The sequence below is a fragment of the Chondrinema litorale genome (genome assembly GCF_026250525.1).
Classification (GTDB): domain Bacteria; phylum Bacteroidota; class Bacteroidia; order Cytophagales; family Flammeovirgaceae; genus Chondrinema; species Chondrinema litorale.
Genome location: NZ_CP111043.1, coordinates 697,590 through 724,022, shown reverse-complemented (window position 1 = coordinate 724,022; position 26,433 = coordinate 697,590). Strand labels below are relative to the sequence as shown.

Here is a 26,433-nt window from a genome sequence, read left to right as displayed (position 1 = left end):
TATATTATACGTTTATAATAAGCTTTTTTGAGTGGTACATTGAGGGTGTTCACCTCGATTGTTTCGCGAGTGTTGGGAAATAAAAAAAACACACTTGAGAGAAGTGTGTTAAATGTCTTTATTTCGGAATTAGAATTTGCTTAAGCTTCGCCTACAGTTCCACCAAAATTCATCGGAAATTTAGGGGCTTCCGAATTTGATTTAATTGTTCCGAAAGCACTTTCGTATTTTTCAATATTATCTTTTAGTGCTTCTAAAAGTCTTTTAGCATGCTCAGGAGTAACTACTATTCTTGATTTAACTTTAGCTTTTGGCACACCAGGCATCAGTCTAATAAAATCAAGAACAAACTCGCTGTTAGAATGAGCTATCATTACCAGATTAGAGTAAATACCTTCTGCTACTTCCTCTGAAAGTTCAATGTTTATTTGATTAGGGTTGTCCTTTTTTTCTTCTTTACTCATGATAATTTATGGTTTAAAATTCTAAGTTAATTTAAAGTAATCGGCTAACAAAAAAAATTAATATAATTTCACTATTTCCAATTACTCTAACTTTTTCGATCAATAAAGATTATTCTACTAAGAGTAAATTACTGTCTCTGATATAACCCTCTTTGTTGTTCCAACTTATCTTATACCAGATATCATCTTTCCCAAGTATTTCAATTCTATGGCCTTTTTCAAGCTTCTCAATCAATGATGAACCAGCTGAAGGGGCATTCATGAAAAGTGTATTATTATCAGCGATAATGCCTTTGGAGGTAGTCATAAAAAAGTTTCCAAGAAAAAAGAATATGGCAACAAATGCGGAGAGGATTATGGCTGGTACTAAAGCTTCTTTTCTTTTAGCCCTTTTTCCAATAATAACAAAGAGGAAGATTACTGAGACGGTTATGAAAAATAAAAAAATATAGATATAGTACATCCGGAAAAGAGCAGAGAAGTACTCATTGTCATCCATTTTATACCCATCTAATTCATGTTTTGAGGCAAGGCCTGCAATTTTATCAATTACAGATCTATCAGCATTTTCTAAAAAATATAAATTTAGATAGTAAAGGGTTTGGGTATAATCTCCTAAACCTTCTTTGATAAAGGCCATTTTTAAGAGCATTTGTGGAGTGTATTGATCGTAAATTTCAATCAAGTTTTTATATTCCTCAAAGGATTCTGTGTATTTCCCAGATTTAAACAAACTATCTCCTGCGGCTAAAAGTCCCCCTGGAGGCGCTCCAAAGCCCATTTTTGTGAATGAGAAAAATAAAATTGAAAGAAAAATGAAAATTTTAATTTGAAATCTTTGCATTGAATTTAATTAATGTTAGTTTTGCAACCGCAAATATCGAAAAGGCAGACGATATTACAAATTAATTTTGATTCCGTAGCTCAGCTGGTAGAGCATCTCCCTTTTAAGGAGAGGGTCCTGGGTTCGAGCCCCAGCGGGATCACATATTGCCTCAAGGATGCCCACGTGGTGAAATTGGTAGACACGCCATCTTGAGGGGGTGGTGGGCTTATGCCCGTGGAAGTTCGAATCTTCTCGTGGGCACAAAATATTTGCGATTCCGTAGCTCAGCTGGTAGAGCATCTCCCTTTTAAGGAGAGGGTCCTGGGTTCGAGCCCCAGCGGGATCACCAAGAGCTTCAGTTATCTGGAGCTCTTTTTTTATTCCTTTATCTTCGATTTTCTTAAAGTTTTAGTTCTAAAATGTGGATTAAAATTAAGTGATTTAAATTATATTACAATTCCAAGTAAATATTCTTTTGATAAACTTTTTTAAGATTGGTAGCAGTTTACTAATACTTAAAGTCAAAATAATTTAGCATTAAAATTTTAGTAATAAATTTCCTTTAGACAAAAAATAAGTCAAATAGTAAATAATTTACTATTTGACTTATTTGTGATTTTTTAGGATCTTAAATATTAGCATCCAATATACTCTCTACTCTTTTCTCCTAGAATATTTTTGAAGATTGATAAAGTGCTTAGGGACAAGATAATTATTGCCGTAAACATGCCTAAAAAGATAATTATAGAGCCATCAATAGAATAGTCTCCTGTAAAGTGCTCTAATATGAATTTATAGGCAAGATCAAAATAATCATGTACAAAATATAACCCAAAGCTATATAAAGCTAAAGTATCCAATATTTTTATTATAAATGGATGAAATTTCTCTGAATATTCTTTTAAGAAAAATAATACTATAAAAGTAAGAGAAAGTTTTTGTATAAAAAGAGTTCTGCTATTGTCTTCTATAAGTGTAACGATAAAGCTTATAATACCTACAGTTAATAGTAACCAGATATATTTTTTTAAATAATAAAATACTTCCTCTTTGTACCTACTACAAAACATGCCTAATAAATATATAGGAAGAAAATGGATGAAATTAGTTACAATCTCATTTAGATTACCTCTAGTAAAAATGAATGAATTTATAACGAGGAAAGGTAAAATGTAATAGATTTTTTTATTGCGATCTAAAGCTACAAGTAATGGTGCTATAGCATAAAATAATACAAGCATTGGTATAAACCAAAATGGTCGTAAATGGCTACCAGTAGCAATATAATAAGGGATTTGAGCAAATACAGACCAATTTTCAAAGCTTGGAATTTGTTCAACTATGAAAGTTGGAGGTTTCTCAAAGTAAATTCTTATTATAATAACCGGAATGGAAATTAATAAATAAGGTTTAAGCACATATCTAAATTTTTTATTCAAATATTTTTTGAAGGTGAATTTTTTAGATAGGTGCTGAAATAAAAAACCAGAAATAAATACGAATATTAATGTCGCATCATCGAATAGAACTTTAAAGAAAAGTTCCCCTGTAGTTAATTCGTTCTCCCATTCTAATGAAGCGAAAACATGAATTGCAATAATGAAAGAGATAGCTAACCCTCTGAAATAGTGGATGTAAGTTAAAAACTTTTTAGCTGGTTTTTTTTGAATTGCTTGCATGAAATAAAAAAAAGAGATGGATTTTTTTTAGATTTTTTTTTAAAAAACCAATATTAATCTTCAAAATTGGCAAAAACCAATCCAAACTACTCAAAATTGTTGATTTTACTTTTATGTATATTTTTTGGGTATATCAATGTTTTTTATGACCTTCAATAGATTTTGTAATAAATGACTTTAAGTGGATAACCTTGGGTATCAATTCTATCTTTATAGAAGGTATTCCATTTATACTCGTATTAATAGTTTCTGTTCATATGCATAATAGATTAGAGTTCAAAATACTGATATACTTTTTTGCAAACGTTTACTGATTACCTTGGTGAATAAAACCTTTGAGTATCCTATAAGTGGATGTAATAAACCTAAAAGGTTTTGGATGATTTGTGTATAATTGCTATTAGGGGTAGCATTGGTTGGGTAAACATTCATCATTCTTGTGGCAAACTCTCTACGATACTCATTTGTGTTTTTTGAGTTTAGCATTCATACAACTACTCAGAAATTTTATAACTTTCCGGTGTTTTTAGCAATTAAAATGACTTTACGTGAATAAAAATACCAATCCCTGGGCCTGGGTTTCTACTTTATACTATGCAGAAGGAATTCCTTATATGGTTGTAATCACAGTTACTGTGATTCTGTATAAAAAAATGGGGGTAAGTAATACTGATATAGGTCTATATACTAGTTTATTAGGATTTCCATGGATAATTAAACCACTTTGGAGTCCATTTGTTGACCTCATTAAAACAAAAAGGTTTTGGATTGTAATTATGCAACTTATAATTGCTGTTACATTAGCTGGAGTTGCATTGACTATGCCTCTTGAAAACTTTTTAAAATATACGTTGCTATTTTTTGGGCTGATGGCTTTTAGCTCTGCGACACATGATATTGCAGCTGATGGATTTTATATGCTTGGTCTAAAAAAGCATCAACAATCATTTTTTGTAGGCTTTAGAAGTCTCTTTTACAGACTTGCAATGATTACTGGGCAAGGGTTACTCATTATGCTAGCTGGATATCTAGAAAAGGAAGTGGGGGTAGTGCAAGGTTGGGCGATAACTTTTTGGGTTGCAGCAGCTCTAATGTTTGCTTTTGGTATTTATCATCAATTTTTCCTACCGGTTCCAGAAAAAGAGGTAAATAATAATAATTCTGTTGATAAAATTCTTAAGGAGCTGAAAAATACATTCGTTACATTTTTTGAGAAGAAGGGTGTAATTAAAATGCTTTTATTTCTATTGCTCTATAGGCTTGGAGAAGCACAATTAGTAAAAATGGCATCACCATTTTTATTAGATCCTATTGAAAAAGGAGGTTTAGGTTTAAGCACTTCTGAAGTTGGAGCAGTGTATGGTACTGTTGGAGTTATTGCATTGATTTTAGGAGGAATATTAGGTGGTATTGTTGTTTCGAATAATGGATTAAAATACTGGTTATGGTGGATGGTCGCTTCAATTAACTTACCAAATGCTGTCTACATCTTTTTGTCTTTTGTAAAACCAGATTCATTTTATGTAATTAGTTCTGTAGTAGCTATAGAACAATTTGGTTATGGATTCGGGTTTACTGCTTATATGATGTATATGATATATATTGCTGATGGACCTTACAAAACAGCTCACTTCGCACTTTGTACAGGTTTTATGGCTTTAGGCATGCAATTACCAGGTTTGTTTAGTGGAGCCCTGCAAGAATTAATAGGTTACCAAAACTTTTTTATTTGGGTAGTAGTTTGCGCAATTCCTGGGTTTATTGCTGCTTATTTTATTCCTCTTGATTCTGAGTTTGGTAAAAAAACTGATTAAAAAAACATGAGTTCATATATTCCTTTTAATAAAGCAGGAGTGCAACAGCCTCCTTTTTTTAATTTGCCAGATTTTACTTGGGCAAATGAGCAATTGGCATCTCTAAGTTTAGAAGAGAAAATAGCGCAATTGCTACATGTTGCGGCATATTCTAATAGAGATCAACAACATCTTGACTACTTATTGCAACTAACAAAAGATGAGAAAATAGGCGGAGTAATATATTTTCAGGGAGATCCGCAAAAGCAGTCTGAAATGACTAATAAACTCCAAGATGCAGCTGATATACCTTTGTTTGTTTCAATTGATGGAGAATGGGGATTGGCTATGCGATTGAATGATACCATTGCATTTCCATACCAAATTGCTTTAGGTGCAATGGATGATACACATGAGGAGTTGATTTACGAAATGGGTAGGGAGATTGGAAAGCATTGCAGAACCATTGGTATTCATATGAACTTTGCACCAACTATCGATATTAACAATAATCCTAAAAACCCGGTAATTGGTTTTAGATCTTTTGGTGAATCTAAATACAAAGTGGCTGCTAATGCATATGCTTATATGAAAGGTATGCAAGATGAGGGAGTTTTAGCTTGTGGCAAGCATTTTCCTGGTCACGGTGATACTGATAGTGATTCTCATTTTACATTGCCTTTAATTTCTCATTCTTTAGAACACTTACAAGAAAATGAGTTTTATCCTTTCCAAGAATTGCAAAAGAAAGGTACCGCAGCTATGATGATTGCCCACTTAAATGTACCTGCATTAGAAAAGCAAGAAGGCCTTCCATCAACATTATCACATTCAATAGTTACTGGGCAACTCAAGCAAAGTTTGGGTTTCAATGGGCTTATTTTTACTGATGCGCTAGATATGAAAGGAATTTCTGCGCATTTTAAACCCGGAGAGATCGAAACCAAGGCTTTATTGGCTGGAAATGATGTGTTGCTATTTACAGTGGATGTAAAGAAAGCAAAAGCAGGAATTTTAGAAGCTGTTGAAAATGGTTTAATAACAGAAAAAGAAATAGATGAAAGATGTCTTAAGCTGTTAAAAGCGAAACAGTGGTTAGGTTTAGATAATATTAAAGCAATTGATAAATCTAAAATTGATGCTCAGCTTCATAATGAAGAAGCGATTGTACTAAACCAGCAATTGAGCGATAAGTCAATTACCTTTTACAAAAATGAATCTATCGATCTTCCATTAAGCTCAGAAAAGAATGTTGCTGTATTGAGCATTAGTGGAGATCCTGATGCAGAAATTAAATTGGTAAAAGCATTTGATACCAATTTAGCGCATCACTTCAGTGGGAAAGAAAAAGAGGATAAAAGTGATGAGTTAACACTTTTCCAAAAACAAATGGGAGCAAAGGGTTCTGTTTCTAATATCAGATTAAATCATTTAAGTAATGAGTCTGATTTGAACTCAGCGAAAGAACAATTATCTGCTACAGATATAAAGGTTATAGCACTTCACCTTACAGGAATGAAAACAAGTTCTGGTTTTGGTATAACTCCTCAAATTGAAGAAATGGTTAATTTGTATTCTGAAGATGCAAACAGCTTCTTTGTTGTTTTTGGAAATATTTATGCACTTAACAAGCTTGAGAAGCTAAAATCGGCTAAAAATGTGCTTTTATGTTATCAAGATAGTGCTGAGATGCAAAAATCTGCGAGCAAGGTACTTTTGGGAGAAATTAAGGCTCAAGGTAAATTGCCAGTTACGCTTTAAATAAGTAATTCTATGAAACATCTGCTAACTGAGGGTTTGAAAAGAACTGCTGTAATTTGCCTGTTAAAGTGTGATGATCAGTTATTGTTACTCAAAAGAAAAAATGAGCCAAATAAAGGTTTATACACACCAGTAGGAGGTAAGCTCGATCCTTTTGAAGCCCCAGAAACTGCAGCAGTTAGAGAGATTAGAGAAGAAACAGGTATAGTGGTAAATGAAGTTGCTTATTGTGGAATGCTTATCGAAACTTCTCCCACAAAATACAACTGGACAAGTTTTGTGTATTTATCCGAGATTGAATATTGTAAGCCTCCAATCTGTAATGAAGGGGAATTGAGATGGATAGAGCAAAATAAATTGGATACAATTGAGACACCAGAAACCGATCTGTTTATTTATCATGCAATTCTTAGGCATACCAAATTCAACCTGTTTGCAGAATACAATCAAGATTTGAAAATGATTAGTTTGTATGAAGCCTTAGAAAACAAGTTTTTAATGTAAGTGATCTAGTCAATATTAGTATAGTAATAGCATAGGCTAATTTTCTAGTTCTTTTACAGTTTCCTTTATTTTTTGATAACCTGGATCAAAGAGTTTACAAGCTTTTAAGTAGTAAAACAACATTTCTTCTAAGGCAGTCTTATCAAATCGCTGAGATACTTTAATTGCGTCTTCATCAAAGAAAATATCTTTTAAATAGCTGCCTATCCACAAGATTGTGGTTGTATTTGCTTGTCTAACTTCTACTAGTTGATGTAGTATTTCATAAGCTTTCGAAAACTGGTTGTTTTTAATTAATTGTCTGATGAAAGATTTTGTATAATTAATTGTATCTGTATTGTGTTCTCCGTCTGCTATGTCGAAAAGTGCTTTGTCGAGTTTTTTCTGATCGATTTCAAATGAATATCTCTGTTGAGTTTCCATATTTATAGTAAAAATTTAATATGTGTTTATTGCTCCTAGTTTATACAATTCCACAAGCCGAAATTGTTTAACTGTTAGTATAACAATTATTGTAGGTATATGATTTCTTACCTAACAAGTTTTTGTTTAAGCTAGCTGTTTATAAAAAGTCGTATTAAAAAAATAGCCAAATGTTAAGGAATTGGAGTTGGCTAAGTCTCTGCAAAAGATCTTCTTCCCTAATTTAATAATAAATCAAATAGAAATAAAAAAGCCTTTCAGTGAATTTGAAAGGCTTGAAGAAAGATTAATTAGAATTTTTTTAATATTTATTGATTTAGTACTGTTTTAATAGCTTCTACATTTTTTTTGGCATTTCCAATAAATATTTCACTGTTGATGATAAATACAGGTCTTTTTAAAAAAGTGTATTCTTCCAAAATATATTTCTTATAGTCTGATTCGCTCAGTGTTTTTTCTTTTAAATTGAGCGCTGTATATTTTCTTGATTTACGGCTAAACAAAGCTTCGTAACTTCCAGCCAGTTTTACCATTTCGTCTAATTGTGTTTCGGTTATTTTTTCAGTTTTAATATCTTGTGTTTCAAAACTATCATCAACACCCACTTCTGCCATTATTTTTTTGCAAGTATTACAGGTTGATAAATAGTATACTTTTTTGTTTGTCATTTTTATTAATTTTTATCTTTTAGTTTTTTTATCTCATGCTGAAGTTCTAAAATTTGCTTTTCCATTTCACTTTCCTTCATACTATTTAATTTTAAAACATCAGGATCGCTTGCAATTAGTTCGAGGTTTTCTATTCTACTTTTTAAATGAGCATTTTCTGCAATCATTTGTTTAAAAAGTTTCTTCTCTTCGTCGCTTATTCCATTACTTCCTTGTAACTGTAGCTTTTTGTATTCAATCATTTTACTAGAAATGATGGCAGTAATTGGAATGCCAAATACCATAATAATAGCTACTATAGTTATAATATATTCCATAATTTAAAAAATTTACAACAGATAAATTAACTATAATTCAAATAATCTTTCTCATCTGATACGTGGCTTGTATAGTGAAGAGATACCAAATCCCTGTATTAGTTTTTTGAAAATTTCGAAATACAAAGCTGCATATAATATGAACGTCATCGACCAGATTACGAATAGGTTAAAATACAAGCTTGATATGAGGTCTCCCATAAAATATTTATGAGGTGCATAAAAATGGGCGTTAAAGGCAATTTCGTAGTTTCCAGGTGGAGGGTTATGATAGATAGGATAAATTTTCTGTATTAAATGTCCATTGTATTCTATTATTCTGGTTTCAGATTGTACATTAGTTACAACCTGTGTCACACTCTCGTTGTGGAACATTTTAATACTTTCTTTATAGGCAATTTCTCCTTCTTCTGTTGCTACCCTTTCTGCAATAATTTTATCTTTAGCTTTACTTGCTTGCTTATATAAATCGTTGTAAAAAGATTTTAGCCTTTCTAGGTAATCTTCTGTTTCACTGTTAACATTCGAATTAAATCTGCCAGTAACCAACTTGTCTAGTGATTCAAATTCAATTTCAGGAGTATTTATCTGTTCTTTTTCAATTTCGTTTCTTAGCAGAAGCAATTCTTTTTCGATTTGTTTGCTTTCACCGTAACTGTCTTTTAGCCTATTGGCACTTTGCAGATTGGTAAATAGTGCTGGCAAATAATAAATCCTTTTATAATCTGCTTCGGCTTTTATCTTGTCGTATTTATAAAAGTCTTTTTCAAAATTGTTGTCTTTAAACTGGCTTACCATTAGGGCTTCAAACGCCCAGCGAGTGGTTATAAACTCGGCAATTAGTGGAACATAACCTTTCCTGTTTGCTAATACTGGGTTTATTTCGTCGAACTTTACCACAATACCACCAAGTACTAATTGAGGTATAAGTAAAAGTGGTATTAAAATGTAAATGGTAATTACAGAATTAAATGTTGCTGAGATGTTTAAGCCAAGCAAGTTAGCAAAACAAGAACAAGCAAATAAAACAGACCAGTAAATTAATGTCATTCCTTCTATTTCGAGAATCCAGTTACCAACAAGTACATAGGTAAGTGTTTGTATGGCAGAAAAGAAGAACAAGATAATTACTTTGGAAATGAGATAACTAGCCCGACTTAGTTCCAAAAACTTTTCCCGTTTTAAGATTTTAGCGTCTTTTATAATTTCTTCGGCACTAATCGTCATACCCATAAAGAGCGCTACAATAGCACTCATAAAAATATAAGCCGGTATGTTTTTATTTTCACTAAAGGAGTATCCTCCAGCTCCTGTTAACTCATCTATGTGGTAAAACCTTACAATAAAAGCCAGAATAAAAGCTAGTAGCGGAGCTTCTAACAGGTTTATAAACATATACTGGCGGTTATGTAGTTTTGCCAGCATATCTCTTGAAATAAAGGTAAGAATCTGTTTCCATCTGGGTGGAATATCCAGATTTTGTGGAGGCATAGATAATACCTTTTCCAGTTTTGGTATTCTTATATTTTTAAGAAATTTCTCGTACCAACTTTGTGGAGTAATCTTTCTGTGATCTGTATCATTGCCATATTCATCAACTACCCGGTTTTCAATAATCTTAAAAATTTCCTCTACATTCACATTGCCACACTCTGGGCATGCGCTTTCTTCTTCACGATCAATATGATTTACCAGAGTTCTAAAATAAACTAGAGACTCAAGTGGGTTGCCATAATAAATTTCGTAACCACCCACATCGAGTAATACCAGTTTATCAAACATCTTGAAAATATCTGAAGATGGTTGGTGGATTACCACAAAGATCAACTTGCCCTTAAGAGTTAATTCTCTTAGTAAGTCAATAATATTTTCAGAATCTCTCGACGATAAACCAGACGTTGGCTCATCTATAAATAAGATTGCTGGTTGCCTGAGTAGTTCAAGCCCAATATTTAATCTTTTTCTTTGGCCACCACTTATAGTTTTGTCTAATGCATTTCCCACCCTCAAATCGCGGGCTTCATACAAGCCTAAACTTCTAAGTGTATCATTTACTCTTTTGTCGAGTGCTTCGTCCGATTCTTTGCCAAAACACAATCTAGCTGCATAAAAGAGATTTTCGTAAACTGTGAGTTCTTCTATAAGTAAATCATCTTGAGGGATGTAGCCCAATACACCTTTTATCTCTTCTTTGTATCGATAAATATCAATTCCATTAATAGTAACACTACCAGTTTGAGGGGCGAGGTTTCCATTTAACACATTGAGCAATGTAGATTTACCCGAACCACTTGCACCCATTAGTGCGACTAGCTTTCCAGACTCTTCGGCAATGTTGATATTATGTAAGCCTTTACCGCCATTAGGAAAATAATAGCGAATGTCTTTTGCTTCGAAGGCTATTTTTTCTTGCGCATCTTCTCTTAAAAAGTTACTAACAATCTCACTATAATAAATCGGTTCGATGTGTTGGCCTCTTATTGATGTACCGACTGGTAATGGATACACATACTCCCAGTTTAGCTGATCACCATTCATAAACAAATCGTTGGTAGGCAGCATCAGTCTTAAGAAGTACATCTCTAAATTCGGGATTCTTAGAATAGCCAGTGTACTATCCAACTCATGGTGTTGAAGGTGTTTTACATTATAAACAGAAGCATCTTCTCGGTTATTAACCAATAGGATGTTGTCTGATTTCATTTCAGTTGCATCATTTATGCGCTGAAACACCATAATATCATTATATAGACTGGTATTGATATTAAGTGCTTTGCAAACTGTAAGTATAAATCCTTCTTCGGTATCTGTAATTTCTTGATCTGCCAGTACTAATTCTATTAAATGAACCAGAATAATAATTTTCTGCTTCATAGAAACCTCTTTGTTGAGGCCACTGGCAACATCATAAGCTTCTTTTAAACCGGCATCATGTGCAAATGCTTTGTACTCATCAAACAAAAAGAGACTTTTACGTACTTCAAATGAGCTAACATGTGAGTTTAGGAATTTTTCTATAATTCCTCGTTTGTCTCCGGCACTGTCGTCGATATTTGCAATAATTGCCAGTAGCTTGATGATTACTTCTAGTACCCTTTCGTTCATAAACTTTTAATAGAAATTACCCCACATTACAATGCTGGGCAAAAAAGCAGGCTTTGGTGTCTTTTTGAAAATATCCTGAAAAATAAATGAATATTGTGCTGAATTCCAAGAAATCAAAATTACAGTATTTCTGGGCTACATACCCATTTTATCTGTTTTTTTCAAAAACAAAAGTCTTTTTATAATCCTAATACTTGGGTATATTGGTAAGGTATTTATTAATTGCTAGTAAATTTATGAAACTGATTTTAAATAATATCTTAATATTTCTTCTACTTGGAACTTGTACTTATTTATCGCAAGCTCAAACAATTCAATTATTTAATGGAAAGAATTTAAAAGGGTGGCATGTAGATGTACCTGAAATGGATGATAGTAACAAAGCGCAGAATTCATTTGTGGTTAGAGCTGGTAATTTGGTAAGTATGGGTGTGCCAAACGGGCATCTTATTACAGATAAAGAGTTTAGCAATTACAGATTAGAGGTTGCTTATAGATTTGTTAGTGAGCCAGGGAATTGCGGTGTACTGGTGCATGCATCTACTCCCAGAGCTTTATACGAGATGTTTCCCAAGTCTATAGAAGTACAAATGATGTATGAGAATGCAGGAGATTTTTGGTGCATTGTAGAAGATATTAAAGTACCAGATATGGAAAGTCGACGAGGGCCAAAAGAGGAGTGGGGAATAGTAGAAGGTAAAAAAAGAAGAATTTTGAATTTGACAGATGGTTCTGAAAAGCCTTTAGGAGAATGGAATAATATGACAATAGAATGTTTGGGTAATGAAATAAAAGTTTGGTTAAATGGAGATTTAATAAACTATGGTTTCGATTGTACAACTAGTAGCGGGCAAATCGCAGTTCAAGCAGAAGGTGCCGAAGTAGAGTTTAGTAAAATAGCATTAACACCTATAGATAAGCTAAGTAATTAGAGCTTATTTTGTATTTTACTTATATCTTATTTGTACATATTTTAAATATCGATTTTATAAATGGTTTTTTTTGATAATCATAAAATTTTGACATATTATTATAGAGTAGTTTAAATTTTTTAATGCTTCGTTTTTTTATCTAAGACTCTCAAAATATGCAGGAGATCGAAAAAATTTTACTTCTAGAAGATCTTGATGAAGATAAGATTCTTATTGAAAGGCAATTGCGTGCTTCAAATATTTGGGCAGAGATATTTGTGTGTACCAACGAAAAAGACTTTAAGGATACAATTAATAAGATAAAACCAGATGTTATTTTGTCGGATTATGATGTGCCTGGTTTCGATGGTTTAGAAGCTTTAAAATTGTGCAAAACATATTATCCTGATATTCCCTTTATATTTATAACTGGTACAATAAGCCTCGAAGTTGCAGAAGAAACCTTAATAACTAAAGGAGATGCTTATATTTTGAAAGATAATATAGAGTTTTTAGGAGAAGTCGTATCGAATATTTGGTTTAAATTTCAGAACACAATCAAGTTTGATTTTGGCAAACAAAAGCTAGATGAACTAGAAGATAAAATAAGAACATTAAATAATAGAATGGACTATTATCTTAGAAGAAATAAAGCACTAATTAGTGGAAATCGTTTTAGACCAGATCTAGATAGAAACGAAGGGACAAAATAGAAAAGCTTCCAAATTAGCCTAAAAACAAATAAAACCTTTAGATACTGAATCTAAAGGTTTTATTTGTTTAACTCACTTAGTGCCCAATATATGGGATTACTAATGGTGATTTATGTTATTTTATACTTTATTTGCATTCTTTCGCGAAATATTTAATGGTCAAATAAAATAATTCAAATCTTCAGGCCGTTTCCGAACTATATTGACTATTTCTCATAAGCCTAGTAATACCAAATTTTTTAACTAACCATTATTATCTTTTTAAACTAAAATACCGAATTAAAATGCCGATGTATAATGATGTTGCAAATAATAAAACACGGTTTTTATACGGATAATTAGAGTTAAAAAAACACTTTTTACATCCAATCGCTAATATAATTTACCAAAATTTTAAGAGGTATTTCAATAATTTGTATTAACAGATAATGGAATTGCTTTGCCTCATTTATCACATCTGGATTTTTTCAGGTGGCTGACCTTGTATGTAATTTTTTTAAAAATCATAAAAATTCAAATTACAATAACCAATAATTATATGTTAAAAAAGTACCTAATAGTTTTATTTTTTCTCTTTACCTCAGCACTTGCACAGGCGCATTCTGGCGGTGTATGGGTAGCAAATGATGGTTGTGGGCATTGGTACGCAATTGTTTTTCATTATCATAGTGGAGGTAGCTCTTCTTCTGTTTCTAGTAGTGGTAGTTCAGGTTTATATATTGATTATGATCAAAATGGTTTTTTTGATGTAAATGGGGTGCAATATGCTTATACAAGTGCCTCAGGTTTTTCAACTAGTGATGGTGAATTTACCAGATTTACAGACTGGATTGATCTAACGGACAAAAATATGAGTCCTATAGATTATATGAACGATACAGATATTCGAAATGAGGTAATAGCTTGGTTAAATACCAATAAAAATTTTGGTAAATCTTATGAGTTAGAAAATCTAATTGCAGGGCCTAATTCTTCTACATGGTATGAGGCTTTAGTCTGCCCAATTCAACCCTTGTCTCCAGGCTCTTATAAAGCTTCTACTTCTACTTCATCTCAAGTAGAATCACCTTATGGTTATTCAAACCCTTTCGATTTAGAATACAACCCATCTAATTTTACTTCGATAGACCCTTCTCAAAGTATTAGTGGTAGCACTTTAGGAATTAGCAGTACTATTACTCAAACTTGTGTTACAGAATATGGTATTGTATACTCTTATGTTGATACTAACCCAACAGCAGGTGCAGATGATGTAACAGAAGTGTCAATTTGGTCTGGTTCTGCAACTGATTTAGTAAATGAGGCATATAATTATACTATTAATGCAGATGCAAATACCGAATACTTACCTTATTATGTTCGCTCTTATTATAAACAAGAAGTATCAGGCGAGTCATTTTATGTCTATTCTTCGGTATTGGAGGTAACCCCGTTAGACCCTGATGAAGATTACGATAATGATGGAATTTCTAATGGTGATGAAATTTCTGGAGAAAGTGTGGATACTGATGGTGATGGTACACCGGATTATAAAGATACAGATTCAGATAACGATGGTACAAATGATTCTGATGAAGGTGGCACAGATGATTGTGATGGAGATGGTATACCAGATTTTCAAGATCAATCTATATTACCAGAGTTAAGTCCGACTGGCTCAACCATTTGTGCTGGTAGTAGTACAATCATAAGCATAGCGGAAGAAGGAACTGGTTTAACCTATCAATGGCAAGTTGATGATGGAAGTGGCTTTGTAGATATTACTGTTGATGCAACCTATTCAGATGAAACAACTCGAATCTTAAGCATCACAGATGCACCAGTTTCTATTGATGGTTATTTATATAGATGTACAGTAACATCAGCAGCATGTGGAGTTTCAGAAAACACAAGTTCAGCCACACTAACAGTTAATTCTACTGCTACGCCTACTGTAAGTGATGTACAGTATTACATGGGAGAAATTTCAGAAAGTTTATCTAACTACGTAACAGGAACCGATTTACTATGGTATACTGCTGAGACTGGTGGTGCATCAAGCGGAACAGCTCCAACTCCATCAACAGCAACAGTAGGAGATCAAGAGTACTGGGTAACACAAACTTTAGATGGTTGTGAATCTGAGAGAGCTAAAATTACCGTGTCTGTTTCTCCTCCAAATGAAATAAGTGGAACATTAACTTCTAAATCAGCCTTTTATCAGCTTACTTCTTCAGTAGATAGTCTAGTAGAAGTTACTGGTGATGCTGATATTACTAATGCAAGGGTTTACATCAAATCTGGTTTTCAGTCTGGTGATAAGTTGGTAAATATGGCAACATTGCCATCAGGCATTTCTAGTAGTTATAATTCTTCAACTGGTTCACTGTCATTTACTGGAACAGCTACTTCAGCAGAATGGCAAGAGATATTTAGAAATGTTGGTTTCTTAACAACTTCTTCTAATACAGATGATAGAGAAATCAGTTTTGTAATTTCTGATATGATCTCATTAAGTGTTGATGGCAAAAGTCACTTCTACAAATATGTAAGTGGTAGTTACGATTGGCTATCAGCAAAAGCAGATGCAGAAGCTCAATCTTTATATGGGATGACTGGCTATTTGGCAACCATTACGTCTAGTGAAGAAAATGATTTCATTACAGATAAGCTTCTTGGAGATGGTTGGCTAGGTGGAGCAGATGAATACCAAGAAGTAAATACAGCTTTAGGTAGTACAGTATATGCTACTCAAAACGACTCTGAAGGTAATTTCTACTGGGTAATGGGACCAGAAGCTGGTACAGCAGTTTCAACAGGTAATACTTCTCCAGTAGCTGTTTCTAGTGCTTATATAAACTGGTTAGTTGGAGAACCAAACAATGCTGTTGGAGGTGAACATTACATCCATATGTATGCTAGTTTAGGTGGCCAATGGAATGACTATTCAGCAACTAATGGTTATGTTTTAGAATTTGGTGGTTACAGTGATGATCCAACTTTAAATATTGAGCATACCAGAACTTTATCTTATAATACTGATGCAGATATAGCAATTAGTGCCGCAGATATTGACGAAAATAATACTCTTGGTGATATAATAGGAGAACTTACTGCAACCGGTAGCGATGATATATTGACATTAACTTATCAATTAGTGTCTGGTACCGGAGCTACAAATAATAGCAATTTTACAATTGATGCTGACGACCTTAAAACTGCTAGTGTATTCAATTATGAAACTGCAAACGCTTATAGCATTAGAGTAAAAGTAACAGATGCATTCTCTGGAAGTTATGAGGCGGTTTTAAGTATATCAGTTAACGATATCAACGATACTCCTACAGACATTACTTTATCAGCAAATACCATTGATGAAAACACTGCTGCTGGAATTGAGATTGGAACATTCACAAGTACTGACGAAGATGCTGGTGATACATTTACTTACACTTTTGTAAGTGGCGGAGACGAAGCAAGTTTTGCCATAGATGGAGATAAGTTAGAAACTTTAGGCGCCTTAGATTTCGAAACTAAAGAAACCTGTTCAGTAACCATTAGAACAATTGATGCAGGTGGACTTACTTACGATGAAGTATTCGAAATTACAGTAAACGACATCAACGAAACGCCTACAGACATCACTTTATCAGCAAATGCCATTAGTGAAAATACTGCAGCTGGAACTGAGATTGGAACATTTACAAGTACAGATGTAGATGCAGGTGATACATTTACTTACACTTTTGTAAGTGGCGGAGACGAAGCAAGTTTTGCTATAGATGGAGATAAGTTAGAAACTTTGGGTGCTTTAGATTTCGAAACTAAAGACACTTATTTAGTAACCATTAGAACAACTGATGTAGGTGGTCTTACTTATGATGAAGTTTTCGAAATTACGGTAAACGACATCAACGAAACTGCTACAGATATTGCTTTATCTGAAACTTCAGATTTAGAAAATAAAGCAAGCGGTTCTGTTATAGGAACATTTACAACTACCGACGAAGATGCTGACGATACCCATACTTATTCATTTGTAAGTGGTGGAGATGAAGCTAATTTCGAAATTGTTGATGATGTTTTAACAACTACTACTTCATTCAATTATGAAGAAAAAGATAGTTACTCAGTAACAATCAGAACTACCGATGCTGGTGGACTTTCTTTTGATAAAACTTTTACAATAGAAATTGAAGACATCAACGAAGTAGCAACAGATATAACTTTATCTGCAAATACAGTGGCAGAGAATGAAAATGAAGGTGTAACGATTGGAACATTCACCACAACAGACGAAGACAAAGGTGATACGCACACTTATTCTTTTGTGAGTGGAAGTGATGAAACCAATTTCGAAATTGTAGGTGATGCATTAATCACAGCTACTACTTTTGATTTTGAATTACAAGCCAGCTATATAGTAATTATTCGAACTACAGATGCTGGCGGATTGTCATTCGACAAAACATTTACAATTGAGATTGAAGATGTAAATGAAGCGCCAACTGATATTGCTCTTTCAGCTAATACTGTTTATGAAAATCATGCAGTAGGAACTGTAATTGGCACTTTCTCGGCAACAGACGAAGATTCACCAGAAACCCATACTTATTCATTTGTAAGTGGAGCTGACGAAGCTGCCTTTACAATAGTGGGTGATGAGTTACAAACTGCAGAGAGTTTCGATTTCGAAACCAAAGATAGCTATAGCATAACCGTATTAGTTACAGACAAAGGAGGTTTAACCTTTAGCAAAGATTTCACAATTGCGATCTTAGATGTGAACGATGCACCTTCTTTTGCAGAAATCAACGATCAGTCTATCAGAGTGAGTGATTATCCACAAACGATCACGATTACAGATATAATTCCGGGAGTAGGACATGAGTTATCGCAGTCGCTTACTTTAACAGTAACTTCTTCAGATGTTGATATCCTCGCCGATCCAGAAGTTTCCTTTGTAGATGGAAGCACAACAGCTACTCTGACTTATCAAGCATCTAGTCAGTTAGAAAGTGGAACAGTAACCATTACTGTTACCCTAACAGATAATGGAGGTACAGCCAATGGTGGTGTAGATACTTATGTTCAAACTTTCGAAATAAGTGTAGAAGCACCGAATGGCAGTGTATTTATTCCAAACACTTTTACACCAAATGGTGATGGCAATAACGATTATTTCAGAGTGAGAGGAGAAAGCCTTTCAGCATTGACTTTCAGAGTATTTAACAGTCTTGGAGAGATGGTTTACAGCACAGACGATGTGTACGAAGCGACTAATGTTGGTTGGGATGGTTCAATAAACGGAAACAAAGCTCCAGTTGGTACTTATACCTGGCAAATAGAAGGCACTTTCGAAAATGGTGCTGCAATAGAGTTAGACAGCAGAAACATAGGCGTAGTTAACCTGCTGAAATAATCTGATGCTTTTTCAAATCAAAAAATTTAATTCGATGAACACCATTTATAAAAAAATATTTTTTGCAGTAACCTTCGCTATTGTATCGCTGAGTGCATGTGCGCAAAATGTCTTTTTCTCTCAATACTTAAACTCACCAGTTTACCACAACCCATCTTTGGTTGGGGTAACTGATTACACGAGTGTAGTGTTAAATTATCGCAGTCAATACATCCGTTCAGGTAGCAGATTCGATATCCCTTCTGTTTCGTTTATGCATCCATTTTTTAGAGAAAATGGCTCAAAACTAGGAGGTATAGGTGTTTCTGTGATTAGTGAAGACGAGGGGAATGGTATTTTAAATACTACTGGCGGTACACTTTCATTCGCTTATAATATTCCTTTAAGCAAGAGAAACTTAATTAGTGTAGGAGTACAGCCAGGCTTTTTTAATAGAAAAGTAAAAACGTCTGGCATGACTACCGACAGCCAATACATTAATGGCGGTTTTGACGAAAGTGCAGACATCAATGAGTCTTTCAGTGATATAAACATGAGCTATTTCTCAGTTTCTTCTGGTATTACTTGGAATTATTTGGATGCAGAAGGCAAGCAACTATCATTTTTGGGAGTAGCCATGTATAACATGAATAGCCCAGTAAATTCTTTTTTGAATGATGATAGTGAATTGCCAGTAAGTTTTGTAACCAGTGGTGGAGTTACTGTTTACCAAAAAAGTCAACTGAGCATTATGCCAACATTCAGATGGATTAATCAGGACGATTACAATCAGGTAAATCTTGGTGCTATGTTCAAATATCAGTTAGGTGCACCAGACGAAGATTGCCATGTTGGTTTAGGTGCTTGGTATAGTTTAGATAATGCAAGTATCTTTTTAGCAGAAGCTGGTTTTAAAAACTATATGGTAGGTTTTAGTTATGATGCTTCTACTTCTCAGAGATACGAAAGTAACCCAACAAACAATGCATTTGAAGTAACACTTTCTTGGAGAAAGTCAAGAAAGAAAACGGTTACTACTCCTGAGCCATTACCAGAAACTTTAGTTACAGAAGAAGTAGTTGAGGAAAAAGTAGAAGAAGAACCAGTTGTAGAAAAAGTAGTTTTGGGTGTAAAAGGAAAAGTGACAGATGCTAAAACGCAAAGTGCAGTTTCTGGTGTAACTATTAAAATGAGCGAGTTAGGTTCTGCTGATGTAATTGAGACTTACAAAGTAAATGCGAATGGTACTTATCAGTTTAAACCAGAAGAAAGTGCAGAATATACTTTAAAAGTAAAAGCACCAAACTATCAAGAAAAAACTGTGGTGATCGATTACAAAGGCGAGGATATGGATTTAGATATCCAGCTTGATGAAATTGAGAAAGATACCAAATTCGACTTGGAGAATATCTACTTCGAAACAGGTTCTTTCAACTTGGCTGAAGATTCTAAAGTAGAATTGGAAAAACTGGTTTCTTACATGAAAGAAAACCCAGGCATCAAAGTAGAAATAGGTGGGCATACCGACTCAGTAGGTTCTGCAAGTAGCAATGAGAAACTTTCATTAAACAGAGCTAAAGCAGTATTTGACATGATGGTTGAAAAAGGAATAGCGGGAGAAAGATTAACCTATGTAGGTTATGGTGAAAGTAAACCAATTGTAGTAAATGATACCAAAGAGAATCAGGCTAAAAACAGAAGGATAGAATTTATTATCAAATAATTGTCTGATTGATAAAACAAAAAATCCCTTGCAGATTACTGCAAGGGATTTTTTTATGCCGTTTTTCAGCATTACTCTTTCAAGAATTTAATGATCGCTCTGCGCTTTTTGTTATCAGTAATCGTCATTAAGTAAATGCCTTGTTTGATGTTTAGATTCATACTGATTTGATTTTGGTTTTGGAGAGTTGTATTGTAAACCTCTTTGCCTGTAAGATCAGTAATACGAATATTTCCATTATCAATCCTTTCACCAAAGCTTAGATTTAAAATACCACTTGTTGGGTTCGGGTAAACCTGTAAGCCTTCGCCAAAACTATTTTCCATAATGCCTGTAATACTGGCACATTCAGAAGTAACTGTACAACCATTTTTTGTAATCATAACCGCATAGCTGCCAATCTCTGTAGTAGAAAGTGATCTGTTTGTTTCACCTTCTAAAATAGCATTATCATTACTGCAATCTACCCACTGGTAAGTGGCTGTTTCGTCATCTTCGTTAGCAGTTAATTGAGTAATACTATTCACAGAAATTGTCTCATCGATTTTCGTAACTTCAATTTGAGTTACAATTACACTATCCAATCCATCTTCGGCAGTAAACTGGCTTTGGTAAGTAAAAGCAGTGTCAATATCGTTAATGGTAGTTCCATCCTGGAAAGTGTAGCTCTCACCTTCGCAAAGCGTGATAGTTTCTTCTGAAGAATATTTTAAGCTATTAATCCAATCTTTCAGCACTACCAAATACTCTTCGTCCAACACATTTTTAGCAATTGGAGGCATTTTGGTATAAGCCAAACTATTATCTCTTACCCAAATCTCAGAAGAATCTGGATTAAGCGGAAACACGATTTTATTTCCGATTCCAGAATCTCTACCAATCACATCAGCGTTAATCAGGTTTTGATCATGCAAAGGAGTGGTTAATCTGGCATCGAAGTTTGCATCTACGCCATTAGGTCTGTGGCAGAATGCACAGTTTACTTCTAAATAAGACCTTACTCTAAACTCTAAAGAGGCAGTTGTGTCTGTAACTTGTACTACTTTTTCCAGTGCATCTAAATCAAGCTCATCTTCCATATCTGCGAAGAAGCCATGATCTTTCCAGACAATAAGTTGATTTTTTTCTAAGCCAGTAGATTCATCTACTTGCATTTTGTTTAACTGTGTAGTTCTTACTCCCAGTCCGTAACCAATATTATCGTTGTGGCACTCTATACATTGAGCCCTTGCCGGATACTCCCAAGTTTGCGTGCTTAATATTCCGTCTTTGTAAACTGTAAGCTCATCGGTGAGGTATTCATCATCAGGAATCAGTTCTGCATCTGTACCTTCCTCGTTCCATCTGTAAGTTAATCCATATCCTTGTCCTTCTTCGTCCACTATAAAAAACCTTGTTTCGATCTTTCTCATAGTAGTGGCAGAATTTGGAATCTCGAAGTGTTTAATAAAAACAGTTCCTATTGGGAAAGTATAACTCGAATCTGTGTTAAAAGAAATTCCTTCTGAATCTGCTGGAATAGAAATCCATCTGTACTTTTCTGCACCATCTGACCAGAACGGAACATTTATTTCGTAAGGCAATATACCCTCAGCAGGTTCCATAGTAGTAAAATCTGTAAATGCTTCCGTTTCTGAAAGCAGGGTAGGAGGTTCTACTACATTATTATCTACAAATTTGTAGATGTCACCATTTTCGTAGGCGAGGTACACGTCTCCTTCATCATTCGTGAAAAATGAAACCAAACCATCGTTGCCATCTGCAATTGAAGTAACCGCATAATCTTTTTCAGGGTCTATGTACGAAACATTACCATTGCTGTTATCGCCATAAATGTATTTGTTTTGAAGTCTTCCAAATTTGGAGTTTTTATACACCAAACCACCAATAATATGAGAACCTTCAGTATGTGTGTAATGCAATACTGGAGAAACTTCTGTACCTAATATTACAGCTGGTTTATGGTCGTAAGGATAATTGCCTTCCATAAATGGCCATTGGGCATTGTCTCCTTTGGTAATAATGCTTACTTCTTCTCTTCTTACTTGCCCGATATCTGCTACCCAAATTTGCTCTGTTTCGCTGTCGTAAAACATGTTTTCTGGATTACGGAAGCCAATCGCATAATATTCTTCTAGGTTCTCGCCACTTTCGCTCAACCAAGGGTTGTCGTTAGGGATGCTGTAATTTTGATTTATATTGTCTGGGTAACCATTGGGGATATCTGTAGTAGAAGGATATTTTCTGATTGCATGGCTGTTTTCTGTATCGTTATCTACATCGATTCTTAAGATACCACCAAAGAATTTATTGGTAATTTCTTGTGCATTATCGAATGGGTCGTAGCTACCACCTTCATCTCCAAATGAAATATAGAGATAACCATCATTGTCGAAGAACATATCTCCACCATTATTATTAAAGTTTCTGTCGTAGTGTTGGATAAGTATTTCTTCCGAATCACTTAAAATAGCATCCATCGAATCAGAAAATTTAAACTTACTTATGATGTCGTAAGTGGGAGCTGATGAGGTGTATTTATATGTATAGAAAAAGTAAATCTCTCTGTAATGGTCGCTTGCTGAGTTGTTAAAATCTGGGTGAAATGCAGCTCCAAGCAAACCAGCATTTGAGCTAGAAACAACTCTGTCGCTCAAGTCCACTAAGAGTGTGGCTGCTGTAGTATTTTCATCTCCGTTAAATATCCAAACACTGCCAGTTCTACCCAAAGCTAACAATTGGTTTGCATCTGGCACAGAGATGATTCTGGTTAATTCTTCTGAATTAAAAGAGAGGCTGGTAAACGTTTGTTCCAACAAAAATGGTTGACCAGTAGCTAATCTCGGGAATTTGCCACCGAGGTATTTTTCCTTTAAAACAATGTCTTTGGTTTCCTTTAAATCAGATGAGAAAAAATTGAAAAAAAGGACAAAGATTAATGTGAAAATAGAGGTAATTAATTTAAGATTCATAGCTAAACTTATCGGTTATTGGTAGTCGTATTTATTGCTTTATAATCCCTTTTCTGGTATAATCTACTGGGAATGATGTATTTATGTGTGCTGCTATTAAATAGCTAATATACTTTTTCCAGCAGTAATTATATAATTATTTTAATTGATTTTGGGCTAGTAATTAGCTGATTCAGTTTTGTAGTTGAAAGTGATTTTAGATATACAAATTGAGTATTTAATCTTTAAAATTAGTGACTCAAACTTAGAATATTTCTTTAAAAAGAATTGAATTATTAGGCTTAGAGTTTAGATGTTTCAACATCGATTAAGATTTGTTAAGATTTACCCTAAATACCAAAATATCTTCTGCTCAAATATTGAAAAAATCGACATTTTAGAAAACTACTCATGTAGGGTGATTGTTAAATAGATGTGATTAACAAAAAGTTTTATTGTGGTTATTTAATGAGCTATTTCACTATTTCTTAATCTACAATATAGCTTTCGCATCAATTATTCTAATTACATTACCATCTCCAAATTTCAGTGATTTTAGCAATGCCAATTGCCTTAAACACTGCACGATAGAATTTTTTAAACAACATATTTTACCATAAACAAACAATTCAAAAAAATGAAAAAAGTATTGTTCCTCACAGGAGATTTCGCAGAAGATTACGAAACTATGGTTCCTTTTCAAATGCTTTTAATGGTCGGTTACGAAGTGCATGCCGTTTGCCCAGATAAGAAAGCAGGAGACACCATTAAAACTGCTATACACGATTTTGAAGGAGACCAGACTTATACCGAAAAGCCGGGCCACAACTTTGCATTAAATTACAGTTTTGATGATGTAAATGTGAAAGATTATGATGGTTTGGTAATAGCCGGAGGTAGAGCACCTGAGTATTTGCGATTGAACCCAACTGTGATTGAAATGGTAAAACATTTCTTTTCAGCCAATAAACCAGTAGCGGCTGTTTGCCATGGTATCCAGATTTTAACAGCAGCCAATGTTGTAAAAGGAAGAAAATTGACCGCTTACCCAGCAGTTGGGCCAGAAGTAACCATTGCAGGTGGTGAGTTTCAGTCTATTCCTGTTGATGGTGCTTATGTAGATGGTAACTTGGTTACCTCACCAGCTTGGCCAGCTCATCCAGCATTTATTAGAGAATTTCTAAAAGTAATGGGTGCTAAGATAGAGATATAAGCATAATGTATATTTAGTTTTAAAGCCTTTGGGAGAAATTCCGAAGGCTTTTTTATTTTAAGCTTTTTAAAAGCCAAAATTCAAAAGAAGATAAATGCTGAGCAGAAACTACTTACTTATATTTCTATGCACATTAGCCGGATTTTTTAAGGCAGTGAGAGATACTTTGATGTTTCATTGGGCGGGATCGGTTTTTAAGGAATGGGGTTGGAGTGAGCAATTTTGGAACCCTAATAAAAGCTGGATGAATAAATATGCCAACTGGCCAGATGATAAAAACGAAGCTTTTTTTCTCTCAAAAACAGCTCTGGTAAGCTTAACTGATGCTTGGCATTTATCAGAATTACTTATGCTCATTTGCCTTTTTGCAGCAATCTTTCTCTCAATAGATGCTAAAGGTAAATTACTCTATAAAGCCCTTGCCGTAATAGCCTTTTTTGTGAGCTTTAATATGTTTTATTATGCGATGGGGTGATATTTTTAAGAAAAGAAGTGAATTTTAATCCATCCACCAATAAAGCCTGAAACTAATGCTGTTACAACTGTTTTTAAAAACCAATATTTTAAGCTTAGCTGAAGTTTATTGATTTGGTAATTTTGTTTAATAATGGTCTTATTAGCAGTTTTTATTTGTTCATCTAGATTTCTAATTCTTTCTTCTTGTTCCCTTATGCTTTTATTGTATTCATAACTTTCTTTTTGAAGCTGTGAAACTTCATCACTAAGATCAATACGCTTTTTTGCTTTTTCAATTTCTTTAAAATGTGAAGTTAAAACATCCTTTCCTTTTTTATTAATTTGATAACTATAATAAAAATAGTGGTCTGGTAAAATTACTTCTTTAGGAATTAGTTTATCTCTTTCAAATACATCAATGTAGCTTTCTTTAGATAAAAATTGAATTGCTCGTCTTGTTATTCTTTGTTGCTCACTCAGGCTTTTATTTTGTATAATGTGTTTACAAGAATCAATGAGAATGTCTTTTTTGATTTTTTCCACTTCTTCAGAAAGAAAATCCAAGATTTTATAATGAATTGTCTCTAATTTTTCCATTAATTTTGATATAATTCAATTATTAGAGTTATTAAATTTAGATAAGACAATTTATAAAACTCAAGGAAAAGTATATTACTTTAATAGCTAAATTATATTATTCTAAACTATTAACTCACCCCAACATCAAATCATTTGAGCCTATTTTTATTGACTGATTGATGGCTGCTTTTACGGCTTCTCCGGCAGTTTTTACTGCGGTTTGCAAAGGTTGGTTTTTGTAGAAATGGGCATCTATGAGGTAAGCAGCAAAGGCATCTCCTGAACCTCCGTAGTTACGATCTTCTTTGGTATGTTGGCTTTCAAAAATTGCCTTTTTGTCGTATAATCGGTTTATTAAAACTTCTTGCTTATCTGTTTCTAAGCTAGTAACCAATAAGGCAGGTTTGGTGTATCGCTGTCTAAAATCCTTTATATAATTATCGGCTTTGCTACTATCAAAATCTTGAAAATTGCCGCTAAGCAAAGCTACTTCGGTAATATTTGGTAGGCATAAATCTGCTTCTTTTATCAAATCTCCCCAGTTGGCAATAATCTCTTGCGGTACATACGCCCTGCCGTGGTCGCCACAAACCGGATCAACCAGTAAAAACTTTACAATATCTTTATACTGGGTGAGGTATTTTTTTATAATTTGTATTTGTTCTGCATTTCCCAAGTAGCCTACATATACTATGAGTTCTTCTTCTCTTTTTAGAGCTAGTGCCAGTGTGCCGGCAAGCAGTTGTTCAAAGTTTACAGGGAATTTTTCAAAACCACTAATGCTGCCAATTCCGGTTAGCAGGAGCGAAGGCACAGGAATCACCTTTGTGCCAAGTACGTGCATCACCATTTTCATTCCGGCGTTGCCATTTGCGGGGAGTGAGTTAATTGCCAATACCTTCATCATTTGTTAGTAATTCTAGTATGGTTAATTATAAATTTTTGGTCTACTAGTAAAAATATTTGG

At 33.9% G+C, this 26,433-nt stretch carries 20 protein-coding genes and 3 tRNA genes; 12 read left to right on the top strand and 11 right to left on the bottom strand.

What is annotated here, in order from left to right; genetic code table 11:
• Window positions 1-140: 140 nt before the first annotated feature.
• On the bottom strand, window positions 141-464 hold the full coding sequence (locus OQ292_RS02980) for a DUF3467 domain-containing protein (protein WP_284684560.1): 324 nt from the start codon (window positions 462-464) through the stop codon (window positions 141-143).
• Between the two features lie 109 nt (window positions 465-573).
• Window positions 574-1,308 carry an SH3 domain-containing protein gene (locus tag OQ292_RS02975; RefSeq protein WP_284684559.1) on the bottom strand — a complete coding sequence of 245 codons (735 nt, stop codon included), beginning with the start codon at window positions 1,306-1,308 and terminating at the stop codon, window positions 574-576.
• A 69-nt stretch (window positions 1,309-1,377) separates the two neighbouring features.
• On the opposite strand from OQ292_RS02975, the gene OQ292_RS02970 reads away from it, so the two are divergent.
• The 3 genes from OQ292_RS02970 to OQ292_RS02960 all read left to right on the top strand — a co-directional run bounded on the left by OQ292_RS02970 (window position 1,378) and on the right by OQ292_RS02960 (window position 1,639).
• Window positions 1,378-1,450: transfer RNA gene (locus OQ292_RS02970), tRNA-Lys, on the top strand.
• Between the two features lie 17 nt (window positions 1,451-1,467).
• A tRNA-Leu gene (locus tag OQ292_RS02965) sits at window positions 1,468-1,551 on the top strand.
• A 12-nt stretch (window positions 1,552-1,563) separates the two neighbouring features.
• Window positions 1,564-1,639 (top strand) — tRNA-Lys (locus OQ292_RS02960).
• Window positions 1,640-1,925: 286 nt separating this feature from the next.
• Here OQ292_RS02960 and OQ292_RS02955 read toward each other — a convergent pair.
• Together OQ292_RS02955 and OQ292_RS02950 are read right to left on the bottom strand one after the other, a co-directional pair.
• Window positions 1,926-2,969, bottom strand: coding sequence for an acyltransferase family protein (locus OQ292_RS02955; protein WP_284684558.1), 1,044 nt, complete (start codon window positions 2,967-2,969; stop codon window positions 1,926-1,928).
• A 276-nt stretch (window positions 2,970-3,245) separates the two neighbouring features.
• The gene (locus OQ292_RS02950; RefSeq protein ID WP_284684557.1) at window positions 3,246-3,455 is read right to left on the bottom strand and encodes a hypothetical protein; all 210 of its coding nucleotides are present in this window, start codon (window positions 3,453-3,455) and stop codon (window positions 3,246-3,248) included.
• 62 nt (window positions 3,456-3,517) lie between these two features.
• Between OQ292_RS02950 and OQ292_RS02945 the strand changes: the two genes are divergently transcribed.
• From OQ292_RS02945 to OQ292_RS02935, 3 genes are read left to right on the top strand one after another with little or no spacing between them, the layout of a single operon-like run.
• The gene (locus OQ292_RS02945) at window positions 3,518-4,783 is read left to right on the top strand and encodes an MFS transporter (protein ID WP_284684556.1); all 1,266 of its coding nucleotides are present in this window, start codon (window positions 3,518-3,520) and stop codon (window positions 4,781-4,783) included.
• 6 nt (window positions 4,784-4,789) lie between these two features.
• Window positions 4,790-6,523 (top strand): glycoside hydrolase family 3 protein, encoded by a 1,734-nt coding sequence (locus OQ292_RS02940; RefSeq protein WP_284684555.1) that lies wholly within the window; start codon window positions 4,790-4,792, stop codon window positions 6,521-6,523.
• A 12-nt stretch (window positions 6,524-6,535) separates the two neighbouring features.
• Window positions 6,536-7,027: an NUDIX hydrolase gene (locus tag OQ292_RS02935; protein WP_284684554.1), complete on the top strand. Its 492-nt coding sequence runs from the start codon at window positions 6,536-6,538 to the stop codon at window positions 7,025-7,027.
• Window positions 7,028-7,063: 36 nt separating this feature from the next.
• Here OQ292_RS02935 and OQ292_RS02930 read toward each other — a convergent pair whose 3' ends face one another.
• The 4 genes from OQ292_RS02930 to OQ292_RS02915 all read right to left on the bottom strand — a co-directional run bounded on the left by OQ292_RS02930 (window position 7,064) and on the right by OQ292_RS02915 (window position 11,540).
• Window positions 7,064-7,450, bottom strand: a complete 387-nt coding sequence (locus OQ292_RS02930; RefSeq protein ID WP_284684553.1) for a hypothetical protein — start codon at window positions 7,448-7,450, stop codon at window positions 7,064-7,066.
• Window positions 7,451-7,758: 308 nt separating this feature from the next.
• On the bottom strand, window positions 7,759-8,118 hold the full coding sequence (locus OQ292_RS02925) for an arsenate reductase family protein (RefSeq protein ID WP_284684552.1): 360 nt from the start codon (window positions 8,116-8,118) through the stop codon (window positions 7,759-7,761).
• A gap of 5 nt (window positions 8,119-8,123) precedes the next feature.
• Window positions 8,124-8,435 carry a hypothetical protein gene (locus OQ292_RS02920; protein ID WP_284684551.1) on the bottom strand — a complete coding sequence of 104 codons (312 nt, stop codon included), beginning with the start codon at window positions 8,433-8,435 and terminating at the stop codon, window positions 8,124-8,126.
• Window positions 8,436-8,486: 51 nt separating this feature from the next.
• Entirely contained in the window at window positions 8,487-11,540 is a 3,054-nt protein-coding gene (locus tag OQ292_RS02915) for an ATP-binding cassette domain-containing protein (protein WP_284684550.1), read from the bottom strand.
• Between the two features lie 236 nt (window positions 11,541-11,776).
• Between OQ292_RS02915 and OQ292_RS02910 the strand changes: the two genes are divergently transcribed.
• The 4 genes from OQ292_RS02910 to OQ292_RS02895 all read left to right on the top strand — a co-directional run bounded on the left by OQ292_RS02910 (window position 11,777) and on the right by OQ292_RS02895 (window position 20,267).
• Entirely contained in the window at window positions 11,777-12,472 is a 696-nt protein-coding gene (locus OQ292_RS02910) for a 3-keto-disaccharide hydrolase (RefSeq protein WP_284684549.1), read from the top strand.
• A gap of 155 nt (window positions 12,473-12,627) precedes the next feature.
• Complete coding sequence (locus tag OQ292_RS02905; protein WP_284684548.1) at window positions 12,628-13,164, top strand: response regulator transcription factor; 537 nt, start codon at window positions 12,628-12,630, stop codon at window positions 13,162-13,164.
• Between the two features lie 538 nt (window positions 13,165-13,702).
• Entirely contained in the window at window positions 13,703-18,565 is a 4,863-nt protein-coding gene (locus OQ292_RS02900) for a cadherin domain-containing protein (protein WP_284684547.1), read from the top strand.
• 34 nt (window positions 18,566-18,599) lie between these two features.
• Window positions 18,600-20,267: a PorP/SprF family type IX secretion system membrane protein gene (locus OQ292_RS02895; RefSeq protein WP_284684546.1), complete on the top strand. Its 1,668-nt coding sequence runs from the start codon at window positions 18,600-18,602 to the stop codon at window positions 20,265-20,267.
• A 71-nt stretch (window positions 20,268-20,338) separates the two neighbouring features.
• On the opposite strand, the gene OQ292_RS02890 is transcribed toward OQ292_RS02895, so the two are convergent.
• A complete protein-coding gene (locus OQ292_RS02890; RefSeq protein WP_284684545.1) occupies window positions 20,339-23,239 on the bottom strand; it encodes a PQQ-dependent sugar dehydrogenase in 2,901 nt (966 codons plus the stop codon).
• A gap of 616 nt (window positions 23,240-23,855) precedes the next feature.
• On the opposite strand from OQ292_RS02890, the gene OQ292_RS02885 reads away from it, so the two are divergent.
• On the top strand, window positions 23,856-24,431 hold the full coding sequence (locus tag OQ292_RS02885; RefSeq protein ID WP_284684544.1) for a DJ-1/PfpI family protein: 576 nt from the start codon (window positions 23,856-23,858) through the stop codon (window positions 24,429-24,431).
• Window positions 24,432-24,525: 94 nt separating this feature from the next.
• Window positions 24,526-24,906 carry a hypothetical protein gene (locus tag OQ292_RS02880; RefSeq protein WP_284684543.1) on the top strand — a complete coding sequence of 127 codons (381 nt, stop codon included), beginning with the start codon at window positions 24,526-24,528 and terminating at the stop codon, window positions 24,904-24,906.
• Between the two features lie 5 nt (window positions 24,907-24,911).
• Here the strand turns inward: OQ292_RS02880 and OQ292_RS02875 are convergent, their stop codons facing one another.
• Window positions 24,912-25,484: a hypothetical protein gene (locus OQ292_RS02875; protein ID WP_284684542.1), complete on the bottom strand. Its 573-nt coding sequence runs from the start codon at window positions 25,482-25,484 to the stop codon at window positions 24,912-24,914.
• A gap of 115 nt (window positions 25,485-25,599) precedes the next feature.
• On the bottom strand, window positions 25,600-26,373 hold the full coding sequence (locus OQ292_RS02870; RefSeq protein WP_284684541.1) for a bifunctional hydroxymethylpyrimidine kinase/phosphomethylpyrimidine kinase: 774 nt from the start codon (window positions 26,371-26,373) through the stop codon (window positions 25,600-25,602).
• Window positions 26,374-26,433 lie beyond the last annotated feature (60 nt).